Origin of the sequence: Clostridium sp. AM34-11AC, assembly GCF_003435375.1 — a bacterium.
Classification (GTDB): domain Bacteria; phylum Bacillota; class Clostridia; order Lachnospirales; family Lachnospiraceae; genus Pilosibacter; species Pilosibacter fragilis.
The window spans coordinates 1-10,239 of sequence record NZ_QWGL01000054.1 but is presented as its reverse complement, the minus strand read 5'-3'; the positions used below and the strand labels follow the sequence as shown (position 1 = coordinate 10,239).

The 10,239-nt window shown below is 45.8% G+C and carries 14 protein-coding genes and 1 pseudogene; 13 read left to right on the top strand and 2 right to left on the bottom strand.

Annotated elements, in window-relative coordinates; translation table 11 throughout:
• Together DW826_RS16945 and DW826_RS16940 are read right to left on the bottom strand one after the other, a co-directional pair.
• Positions 1-1,246: class I SAM-dependent DNA methyltransferase (locus tag DW826_RS16945; RefSeq protein WP_147327174.1), on the bottom strand; the 1,246-nt coding region annotated here is incomplete at its 3' end.
• A 19-nt stretch (positions 1,247-1,265) separates the two neighbouring features.
• Entirely contained in the window at positions 1,266-1,475 is a 210-nt protein-coding gene (locus DW826_RS16940) for a type II toxin-antitoxin system Phd/YefM family antitoxin (RefSeq protein ID WP_117553284.1), read from the bottom strand.
• A 525-nt stretch (positions 1,476-2,000) separates the two neighbouring features.
• Between DW826_RS16940 and DW826_RS16935 the strand changes: the two genes are divergently transcribed.
• The 13 genes and pseudogenes from DW826_RS16935 to tnpA all read left to right on the top strand — a co-directional run.
• Positions 2,001-2,489 carry a sigma factor-like helix-turn-helix DNA-binding protein gene (locus tag DW826_RS16935; protein WP_117553283.1) on the top strand — a complete coding sequence of 163 codons (489 nt, stop codon included), beginning with the start codon at positions 2,001-2,003 and terminating at the stop codon, positions 2,487-2,489.
• Between the two features lie 82 nt (positions 2,490-2,571).
• Positions 2,572-2,775 carry a hypothetical protein gene (locus tag DW826_RS16930; RefSeq protein WP_117553282.1) on the top strand — a complete coding sequence of 68 codons (204 nt, stop codon included), beginning with the start codon at positions 2,572-2,574 and terminating at the stop codon, positions 2,773-2,775.
• Positions 2,768-3,106 (top strand): rRNA biogenesis protein rrp5, encoded by a 339-nt coding sequence (locus DW826_RS16925; RefSeq protein ID WP_117553281.1) that lies wholly within the window; start codon positions 2,768-2,770, stop codon positions 3,104-3,106. The genes DW826_RS16930 and DW826_RS16925 overlap by 8 nt, the downstream gene beginning before the upstream one ends.
• The gene (locus DW826_RS16920) at positions 3,099-4,229 is read left to right on the top strand and encodes a DUF2800 domain-containing protein (protein ID WP_117553280.1); all 1,131 of its coding nucleotides are present in this window, start codon (positions 3,099-3,101) and stop codon (positions 4,227-4,229) included. Before DW826_RS16925 ends, DW826_RS16920 begins: the two co-directional genes overlap by 8 nt.
• A gap of 1 nt (position 4,230) precedes the next feature.
• A complete protein-coding gene (locus tag DW826_RS16915; RefSeq protein WP_117553279.1) occupies positions 4,231-4,779 on the top strand; it encodes a DUF2815 family protein in 549 nt (182 codons plus the stop codon).
• 66 nt (positions 4,780-4,845) lie between these two features.
• Positions 4,846-5,037, top strand: coding sequence for a hypothetical protein (locus tag DW826_RS16910; protein WP_117553278.1), 192 nt, complete (start codon positions 4,846-4,848; stop codon positions 5,035-5,037).
• Between the two features lie 57 nt (positions 5,038-5,094).
• Positions 5,095-7,023: pseudogene (locus tag DW826_RS16905) on the top strand (DNA polymerase).
• Positions 7,024-7,111: 88 nt separating this feature from the next.
• Positions 7,112-7,861, top strand: a complete 750-nt coding sequence (locus tag DW826_RS16900; protein WP_117553277.1) for a phage antirepressor KilAC domain-containing protein — start codon at positions 7,112-7,114, stop codon at positions 7,859-7,861.
• 126 nt (positions 7,862-7,987) lie between these two features.
• Positions 7,988-8,386, top strand: coding sequence for a DUF4406 domain-containing protein (locus DW826_RS16895; RefSeq protein ID WP_242994139.1), 399 nt, complete (start codon positions 7,988-7,990; stop codon positions 8,384-8,386).
• Positions 8,387-8,479: 93 nt separating this feature from the next.
• Positions 8,480-8,977, top strand: coding sequence for a hypothetical protein (locus tag DW826_RS16890; RefSeq protein WP_181968105.1), 498 nt, complete (start codon positions 8,480-8,482; stop codon positions 8,975-8,977).
• Complete coding sequence (locus DW826_RS18910; protein ID WP_278286595.1) at positions 8,974-9,099, top strand: hypothetical protein; 126 nt, start codon at positions 8,974-8,976, stop codon at positions 9,097-9,099. The genes DW826_RS16890 and DW826_RS18910 overlap by 4 nt, the downstream gene beginning before the upstream one ends.
• 143 nt (positions 9,100-9,242) lie before the next feature.
• A complete protein-coding gene (locus DW826_RS16880) occupies positions 9,243-9,836 on the top strand; it encodes an ATP-binding protein (RefSeq protein WP_242994138.1) in 594 nt (197 codons plus the stop codon).
• Positions 9,837-9,928: 92 nt separating this feature from the next.
• On the top strand, positions 9,929-10,239 hold a 311-nt coding region (tnpA, locus tag DW826_RS16875; protein WP_117553276.1), incomplete at its 3' end, for an IS200/IS605 family transposase.

The following is a 10,239-nucleotide window of genomic DNA, read 5'->3' as shown; positions in this document are numbered from 1 at the left end:
ACAGAATTGGTGGTAGACAATCATTCATGCGTTTGTCGTGAATGTCAGTGTTGTAGAACAACTGTGAAGGTAGTCCGATGATAGCTTCTACCAAGTCATTCTCAAGCAGATATCTTCTGATCTGGCTTTCGCCACTGGTTGTGTTTCCGGAGAAAAGAGGAGAGCCGTTTGTGATAATAGCTGCACGGCCTACTTTTTTCTGCATTTTTGCAACGGCGTGTTGCATGAAGAGTAACTGCATATCTCCGGTTGCAGGGAGACCTGCAGGGAATCTGCCGTCTTTTCCTTTTTTATGTTCTTTACGGACAGCTTTTTCAACACCATCTCCGGCATCTTTGCCACCCCAGGATTCGCCAAAAGGCGGATTGGCGATGACAAAACGCATATCGGTGTCTTCAAAACAGTCCTCTTTCATAGTGTCAGCAAAGCGGATGTTTTCAGCAGCCTGGTTTTTAATCAACATATCTGCAAGACAGATAGCGTGGGATTCAGGGCTGTTTTCCTGTCCGAACAGACGAACATTGGCATCAGGATTCATACGAACAATAAAATCGTGTGCGGTAGCAAGCATACCACCTGTACCGCAGGCCATATCCAATACGGTAACTTCACGACCTTCGCTGAAAATGTCACTGCATCCTTCAGCAAGCAAAATGCTTGTCAGAAGACGGATAACTTCACGAGGAGTGTAGTGGTCACCTGCAGATGCATTTTCAGAGAATCTGCGGATGATTTCCTCGAACATATAACCCATCTTTAGGTTATCGACTCTTCCAGGGTCTAAGTCCAGTTCAGAGAATTTCTTAACAACGCCAAGTAAGCGGTTGTTTTTATCAAGGTTTTTGATTTCTTCTTTGAATTTTAATTCTTCAAAAATTGCCTGCACGTTAGGAGAGAATGACTCAATATAAAAAGTCAGATTCTCTACGATAGCAGGTGCTTCTGTTAGCAACTTCTTCAAATCATATTCACAAGTGTTGTAGAATTGGTAACCTGACTTCTTGCAGAGTAACTGCGCAGGAGCCTTGGGGTTTTTCTTATAGGTATCAACAACAGTTTTTTTAGTAGATGCCAAGGCACACTCCAAGCGGCGTAGAATGGTCATCGGAATGATAACGTCCTTATACTTGTCCGGCTTGTAAGGACCTCTTAATGTGTTCGCAATAGAAAATACCATTGCTATTTCTTTGGACGCATCAATAGTCTTGTCGTCCATCATAACTTCTGTAATTTTTGCTTTAGCCATAATATCTGGTTCCTCCGGATTAATATTCATTAATATCGATACCAGCCTGTAGCAGTCGTTTATATCTTTCGTTTGAAATAATAACCGCCATAGGCTTACCGTTTTTCAGGACAAATCCTGCTTTGTCCTCTTCTGATATGGTGGTAATAATTCGTGAAGACTGACCACGAAGGAAATCTGACATATTGTAATGCTCCATTGGAGTAATGCTTTTCTTTGTTTCAGACATTGTTTGCCCTCCTTACACTTATCGCTATTTTATAGTATAGCATAAAGTAATTACATTTGAAATTACATTTGTGTAAACATTTATATGTATAATTTAGATTACCTATAGAATTGCAAAAATTTTCGTAACTTGACGAGTTACGATTTGACACCTACAAGTCCCTAAATCCCTGTCTTCTGCATTTCGTAAAACACAGAAATGTATGGTAGACAGGGATTTTTTGCGTGTTTTACTTGTAACTCGCCGAGATTCGGGTTTTCCGAGTCTTACAGATAAAATTAAAGTGTCGGAAGGCAATAGCCACGATAAATAACAATTATTCCAATGCCCGAAGTGGTCGACCTTAAGGCGGCGGGATACATCAAGAGTCAAATTCACGGTATAGCCGTGGACTGACCAAAGATGTACCCACCGTGCTTTGCCGTGCCCATTTTCGGTATCAGAGTCGGTGTGTACCATCACATCGGCTCTTTTTGTGTCCCTGCCGCCTGCCTTTCGGGCGGAAAAGAAAGGCAGGGATTTCAAATGAGGAAATTCAAGACAGCGGAAGACAACCGTACAAATTACATCTATTACTTTGATGATGGTAGCAAGTGCGTAATCACGCCGGGAGAAAACGGAGAGAACACCACCATTATTTCACAGCTTCACGCAATGGATGATGAGCAGCTTGATGCTGACCGCCGCGAGGATTATCACTGTCCGGTTCATTACCAGGCATACTCCGATGGCGAAGGTGAAGATGCGGATGACCGCAACCCTTACTTATGCGACACAGCTGCAGACCCATTGGAGCAGATGCTTGCCTCCATCAATGAGCAGGAGCATTCGGACAAGCTGGATAGGCTCAAGGCAGCACTCACAACTTTGACCGACCTTCAAAAGGAAACCATCTACAAAAAGTTCTATCGCAACTTGTCCAACGTGGATATTGCAGCGGAAGAAGGTGTGTCTGAGGCGGCTATCCGTAACCGCCTGAAAAAGATCTTCGCAAACCTTGCGAAAAAAATCTAAGAAATGGGGGTTCGATTCCCCCGCTTCTTTCGCATATGGACAGAGGGATACAACAAGAGACCCTCGGAAAGGAGCCAATGCAATGAAACACAAAGTATGTATCAACATTGCAAAACCCGGCGTTACACCGACCCCGGCAGTAAGAAGCGGTACGGTGCAGATCCGAAAGCGTCTGCTCGACTTCCTCTTTGGACAGCATGTCAATGTCCTTGTCCTGTCCCCCGGTGACACGGTGCAGACTGTCGAGATCCGAGAACTGAAGGAAGGAGGTAAGGACCGTGACTAACAATCAGAAGTACAACTTATTTCTTGATGCGGTGAGAATCATCCGCTCTCTGGCTGATGTGTTCGAGGCAATCGCAGATACCTACAAAGATGCAACTGTAGTGGAAGCCGATGCCAAGGTTATTGATGCACAGGAAGTAAAGGCACTCCCTGTCGAGAAAGAAGTAACCTTGGAAGATGTCCGTGCGGTTCTGGGTCAGAAGATCCAGGCTGGTATGACTGCCGAGGTGAGAGAACTCATCACAAAATACGGCGGCACCAAGCTGTCGGATATTGACTCTGCACAGTACAAGGCACTTCTTGCAGAAGCGGAGGTGCTTGGAAATGAGTAAACACGCTTTCCTTTCTCCTTCTGGTTCACACCGCTGGCTGAACTGTACACCAAGTGCGATGCTCGAATCCGAGTTTCCGGGTGGCAGCAGTTCAGCCGCTGAAGAAGGAACTGCTGCCCATGAATTTTGCGAACACAAGTTAAAGAAAGCACTCCGCAGAAGAAGCAAAAGACCTGTCTCCGATTACGATAGTGACGAGATGCAGGAGTACACCGATAGTTATGTGGATTATGTGCTGGAGCAGCTTGAAGTTGCAAAGCAGACCTGCAAAGACCCGATGGTGCTGATTGAGCAGAAAGTAGACTTTTCGGAATATGTTCCGGACGGCTATGGCACGGCAGACTGCATTATCGTATCGGATAATACTCTGCAAATTATTGATTTCAAATACGGACTGGGAGTCCTGGTGGATGCCGAACAGAATACACAGCTGATGTGTTATTCCATCGGTGCGCTGAACCTCTTTGATAGCCTGTATGACATCAAGGAAGTTACGATGCACATCTTTCAGCCTCGCAGGGAGAATGTCCAGAACTGGACTATCCCGGTAGATGAACTGAAAGCATGGGCAGAGAACGAGCTGAAGCCGAAGGCACAGATGGCCTTAAACGGTGAGGGTGAATATCACCCCGGCGAATGGTGTCAGTTCTGTAAGGCAGCAGTCCGCTGCAGAGCAAGGGCAGAAGAAAAACTTCGTCTTGCACGGCAGGAGTTCAAGATGCCGCCGCTTCTTGCGGATTCTGAAATCGAAGAAGTGCTGACCATCCTTCCTGACCTTACCAAGTGGGCAGATGGCATCTTGGCTTATGCCACTGATGCAGCAGTCAACCACGGAAAGGAATGGAACGGGTTCAAGGTTGTCGAAGGCAGATCCGTCCGCAAGTACAAGGATGAAGAACTGGTCGCACAGGCAGCCAAAGACCACGGCTATACTGACATCTACCGTCAGAGCCTTATCACCATGACGGAGATGCAGAAACTGATGGGTAAGAAACAATTTGACCAGATCCTGGGTGACCTCATCGTAAAGCCCCAGGGTAAGCCGAACTTAGTTCCGGTAACGGACAAGCGTCCGGCAATGAACGTAACAAACGCCAATAACGAATTTAAACAGGAGGATTAATATCATGGCTATTTCTAAGACAAAAGTTATCACAGGTGTAAACACTCGTCTCTCTTATTTCCACGGCTGGGAACCTACCAGCATCAACAACGGACCTGAGAGATACTCCGTTTCCGTACTTATCCCTAAATCTGACACCGAGACGGTGAAGGCTATCAACGAGGCTATCGATGCCGCAATCGAAGAGGGGGTTGCCAAGTTCGGCGGCAAGAAGCCTAACAAGGCAGCAATAAAGCTTCCTTTGCGTGACGGTGATACCGAGCGTGATGATGAGGCCTATAAGGGTCACTACTTCATCAATGCCAACAGCACGACTCCGCCTCAGATCGTGGACAAGTATGTGAAGCCTATCCTTGACCGCAACGAAGTATACTCTGGCTGTTATGCCCGTGTATCTCTGAATTTCTATGCGTTCAATAGTAACGGCAACAAGGGCGTGGCATGTGGCTTGGGCAACATCCAGAAGATCCGTGACGGTGAAAGCCTTGGCGGCAGGAGTTCTGCAACTGACGATTTCAGCACTGTGGCTGATGACGATTTCCTTTCCTAAACATATAAACCTGGCGGGCGGTGGTGCTGCCACCGTCTGCCCACATTGAATAACGAGGTGAACGTAATGAACGAAGTATATGAATTTATGAAACAAGTCGATGTGATAGTCCTTTTCTGCCTGATTTACGGTCTTGCCATCAATGGTATCGTATGGGCAGTGTGCGAATTTTTCAGCTTTGTAGTAAAGATGGTAAAGGGCTTTATTGCCAAACGCAAAGATAAAAAGGCTGCACAGAAGGATGATGTGACGGAGTAAACATGACGGGCGGCGGAGGATATTCTTCTGCCGCCTTTATCATAGAAAGGAACAGCTATGCAGCATTTAAGCATTGATATCGAAACCTACTCCAGCGTGAATCTGCAGAAAGCCGGAGTTTATAAATATGCCGAGAGTCCCGACTTCGATATCCTTCTGTTCGGTTACAGTGTGGACGGCGGAGCAGTTCATGTCATAGACCTTGCCTGCGGCAAGAAGATTCCGGCGGAGATTGTGGATGCCTTGTTGGATGAATCCGTAACCAAGTGGGCATTCAATGCACAGTTTGAGCGTGTGTGCCTGTCGAATTATCTTGATACCTGGCTTTCCCCTGACAGCTGGCACTGCACGATGGTGTGGTCGGCAACACTTGGCCTGCCTTTGTCCCTAGAAGGTGTAGGAGCAGTTCTGGGACTGGAGAAGCAGAAACTGACCGAGGGAAAAAATCTCATCAAATACTTCTGTGTTCCCTGCGCCCCTACCAAGACCAATGGCGGCAGAACCAGAAATCTTCCGCAGCACGATATAGAAAAGTGGGAGCAGTTCAAGGCATATAACCTGCGTGATGTGGAAACCGAGATGAGCATCCAGAAGAAGCTGTCCCGTTTCCCTGTTCCTGATTTCATTTGGGATGAATACCATCTTGATCAGGAAATCAATGACCGCGGCATCGGACTGGATATGATGCTTGTGGAGCAGGCTATTTCCATTGACAGCATTAGCCGCAAAAACCTCACACAGCAGATTCAAAATCTGACCGACCTTGACAATCCCAACTCCGTGGCATAGATGAAAGGATGGCTTTCGGATAACGGACTGGAGATGGATACTCTCGGCAAGAAGGCCGTGGCAGAAACACTCAAGACTGCACCAAAGCATCTGGCGGATGTTCTTTCCCTCCGTCAGCAGCTTGCCAAGAGCAGTGTGAAGAAATACACCGCTATGCAGACAGAGGTTTGCAAGGATTCCAGGGCAAGAGGAATGTTCCAGTATTACGGTGCCAATTGAACCGGACGATTTGCCGGACGCATCATCCAGCTGCAGAATCTTCCGCAGAATCATATGTCTGACCTTGCCGATGCCAGGGCACTTGTCCGAAGCGGAAACTACGATGCTCTGGAACTTCTGTATGACGATATCCCGGATACGCTTTCGCAGCTGATCCGCACAGCATTCGTTCCCCAGGATGGCAAGAAATTTATCGTAGCAGACTTCTCTGCAATTGAAGCGAGAGTCCTTGCCTGGCTTGCAGGTGAGAAATGGAGAATGCAGGTCTTCGCCGATGGCAAGGATATTTACTGCAGTTCGGCATCGCAGATGTTTGGTGTTCCGGTAGAAAAGCATGGCATCAACGGTCATCTCCGCCAGAAGGGTAAGATTGCGGAACTGGCACTTGGTTACGGCGGTTCGGTCGGTGCGCTCAAAAGTATGGGTGCTTTGGAGATGGGACTTACCGAAGAGGAACTTCAGCCACTGGTGAACGCATGGAGAAATGCCAACCCGATGATAACAGCTCTGTGGTGGGATATCGACAGAGCGGTGAAGACTACGGTGCGAGAGCATATTCCGACTGAGGTGGCAGGACTGAAGTTTACCTATGAGAGTGGATTCCTTTTCATGAGACTTCCTTCCGGCAGACGGCTTGCCTATGTGAAGCCACGCATGGGTATCAACCAGTTCGGCAGTGAATCGGTGACCTATGAAGGAGTGGGTGCTACGAAAAAGTGGGAGCGTCTTGAAAGCTATGGTCCGAAGTTTTGAGAGAATGCTATCCAGGCAATCGCGAGAGATATTCTCATGTATGCCATGCAGACACTTCGCAACTGCAGTATCGTTGCCCATGTCCATGATGAACTGATCATCGAAGCGGACAGGCGTATGAGCCTCAGTGCAGTCTGTGAGCAGATGGGCAGAACACCACCCTGGGCAAAAGGGCTGCTTCTTTGTGCTGACGGATACGAATGTGATTTTTATAAAAAAGACTGATTTTTGGGGGTTCGATTCATTCGGATTCTTCGCATATAGGCAGAAGGAATTGTCCTTCTGTCTATTTCATTTTTTAGGAGGATTCGCTATGGACGAATTAATCAGAATCAATTACGACAGTGAGCGCCCTACTGTGAACGGACGTGATTTGCATGAGGCTTTGCAGGTGAAGACCGCATACAAGGACTGGTTTCCAAGAATGTGTGAGTACGGCTTTGTGGAAGGCAGAGACTTCTGCTCATTTTTGAGCGAAAGTTCCGGCGGACGTCCTGCGGTAAATCATCAGCTTACCATCGACATGGCAAAGCAACTCTGCATGATTCAACGCACCGATATCGGAAGAAAGTTCCGTCAGTACTTCATCCAGGTGGAAGAGGCGTGGAACTCCCCGGAGGCTATTATGGCAAGGGCACTGCAGTTTGCCAATCAGCAGCTGGCACTTTTATCACAGCAGAACATGGCGCTTACAGAAACCGTGGCCATTCAGAATCAGCAGATTACGGAGATGAAACCGAAGGTCAGCTACTACGATGTGGTGCTGAACTGCAAAGACCTTATTTCTACATCTGCCATCGCCAAGGATTATGGCAAGTCGGCCATCTGGATGAACCGCTATCTCCATGAAAAAGGTGTGCAGTTCAAGCAGGGTGACATCTGGCTTTTATATCAGCGTTATGCCCAGGAGGGTTATACCAGCACCAAGACTCATACCTATCCCGGTACGAATGGTGAGACTCATACGAAGGTGCATACCTACTGGACGCAGAAAGGCAGACTTTTCATCTATGAACTGATGAAATCAGACGGTTATATGCCTCTGATCGAAATGGAGGTGTAAGCCGTGAACATCGATAAGTTCAATTCAGAAGGGTGCGGGTCTCCAGTGGAGACCTCTCAGCCTTTGGCTGAGAAGCACCGACCGAGCCGGGAGGCGAGACACTATGACCCGACAAGTTATGAGGCTATGACCAATGTGGCAAAGGCGGACAAGCAGTCCGCTTTTCGCCCACTCGTTTATATCTGTTCTCCGTTTTCCGGTGATACGGAAAGAAACAGTGAACAGGCAAGAAAGTACAGCCGCTTTGCCTATGAGCAGAATACGATTCCGGTGACACCGCACCTTTTGTATCCGCAGTTCATGAATGACGAGAACCAAAAGGAACGTGCCGATGCCATGCATTTCAACTATGTGCTGCTTGGCAAGTGCAATGAAATGTGGGTGTTCGGTGATGTGATATCCAAGGGCATGGCACATGAGATTGGTATCGCAAAAAAGAGACAGCAGACCGTGTCCGTAAATATTCACAGCTGGAAGGCAGTGGAAAACTGGCACTGGATTATACCGGTTCTGAAATCCATGTGAGGGCGAGATTTGCCTTTAAATCATCGGGAGGCGGTAAAGCAGGAGTGTTTCTTGGAAAGCATTTTCTGCTGTATAAATTACGATACGCAGTGTGTGGAATTGTATCAGGGAAGTAAGAAACTTGGCAGCTATGCATCTTCTTTCAGTAAGATCTCAAATGCAGATTTACGGAGTGATCCAAGCCTATATACCGTGGAAATGAGAATCCGTGGAAATAAGGTAAGGGTATATTCCGGTGCTGCCTACACACTAAGGTTTACAGCAACCATTACTGCAGCAACCGGATATGTGGGATTCATGGCGGAGAAGGGAGTGGTGTGTGACGTCTTGCGACTGGGTGATGCATGGTATTATGAACCTTATGAGTGTTTTGATATTACCTTCCCGGATGAAAAGCAGACTACTTTTGGAAGATGTACCCGGACTGGAATTTCAGGGGATAATGAATTTGAATTGTTCCGTGTCAATTCTGATGTGGAGGAAATCAGCACAAGAAGCCAGGATATTTCTATGGATTACGACTTTTTCCATTCCCATGAAATGTCACTGGAATGTGGCAATGATTATACACCGATGGAGCAGAACCTGTGACAGAGATGGATACGGACTTCATGCTGAAAACACTGGACCACATCAAGGTCTTCGAGGACGGAACATTACGGGTGGTGTTCTTGGACGGAACGGAGATTGAATGTAAAAATGAAGAGAAGTAAGAAAAGATGCCGATTGGGAGTTGCGATTCCTGATTGGCTTTTTTTCATGTATATCATCAACATTATTATTTTCGTTCGTTAATATGGTAAATGATGAGGGGTTGTGGTAAAATGTGAACAATATGATATTGAGGAGAGATACCATGAAGAACATATTAATTACACCAGAAGGAATTAAGACAAACTTAAAAAATGTGAAGCCTTTAGAGGCGATATGCGAATATATATGGAATGGTTTTGATGCGGGAGCATCTCAAATTAAGGTATATTTGCATACTAATGAACTGGGATTAATAAATATGGTGTCTGTTATAGATAATGGTACAGGTATTGTATACCATGAGTTGCCATATAAATTTCAACCCTTTAATGAATCTAAGAAAGCGGGACAGTCGAGTAGATCGAATCATTCTTTGCCGCATGGACGTAAAGGAATAGGGAGATTGACATTTTTTTCATTTGCTCAGATGGCGAGATGGGATACTGTTTATGAAAAAGATGGGAAGAAATATCAATATTACATTGATATGAATAAAGATTCACTTAATGAGTATGACGATAATGGAGGAAAAGAACCCGTTGAAACGAGTGCTTCAGTTGGTACAAAAGTCACATTTACACAGTTAATTACATTATCTAAAGATGAAATAATTGATGAAATAAAGAATGAATTTTTCTGGTTTATAGAATTAAATGAAAAGTCTAATCCCCCAGCTATGCTGGGGAGAATGGAATAAGTGGAGACTGTGAGGATAACAAAATAAAGCCTCCTGTGATATGACGAGAATGGTGTCGCAAGCCAAACTCAAAATCAAAGGAGGCGGTCCAAATGGACAATAGAAGTTTATCACATACCAGATGGAAATGCCAGTATCACATAGTATTTATACCGAAATACAGAAAAAGAATTCTGTATGGAAGATTAAGAGAAGATGTGAAGGAAATCATAAGTACATTATGCAAGTACCGAAAAGTGGATATTATAGCGGGTGCAGTATGTAAGGATCATGTACATTTAAGCGTAGCAATTCCGCCGAAAGAAAGTATTTCAGATTTTATGGGATATTTAAAAGGGAAAAGCACGCTAATGATTTACGACAGACATCCAGAGTTGCAAAGCAAATGGGACAAAGCTTTTTG

What these genes read in the sequence shown, in the direction of transcription:
- DW826_RS16900 (WP_117553277.1), top strand. Translation starts at nt 7,112, where the DNA reads ATGGACGAATTAATCAGAATCAATTACGACAGTGAGCGCCCTACTGTG.
- DW826_RS16940 (WP_117553284.1), bottom strand. Translation starts at nt 1,475, where the DNA reads ATGTCTGAAACAAAGAAAAGCATTACTCCAATGGAGCATTACAATATG.
- DW826_RS16920 (WP_117553280.1), top strand. Translation starts at nt 3,099, where the DNA reads ATGAGTAAACACGCTTTCCTTTCTCCTTCTGGTTCACACCGCTGGCTG.
- DW826_RS16935 (WP_117553283.1), top strand. Translation starts at nt 2,001, where the DNA reads ATGAGGAAATTCAAGACAGCGGAAGACAACCGTACAAATTACATCTAT.
- DW826_RS16895 (WP_242994139.1), top strand. Translation starts at nt 7,988, where the DNA reads ATGACCAATGTGGCAAAGGCGGACAAGCAGTCCGCTTTTCGCCCACTC.
- DW826_RS16930 (WP_117553282.1), top strand. Translation starts at nt 2,572, where the DNA reads ATGAAACACAAAGTATGTATCAACATTGCAAAACCCGGCGTTACACCG.
- DW826_RS16880 (WP_242994138.1), top strand. Translation starts at nt 9,243, where the DNA reads ATGAAGAACATATTAATTACACCAGAAGGAATTAAGACAAACTTAAAA.
- DW826_RS16910 (WP_117553278.1), top strand. Translation starts at nt 4,846, where the DNA reads ATGAACGAAGTATATGAATTTATGAAACAAGTCGATGTGATAGTCCTT.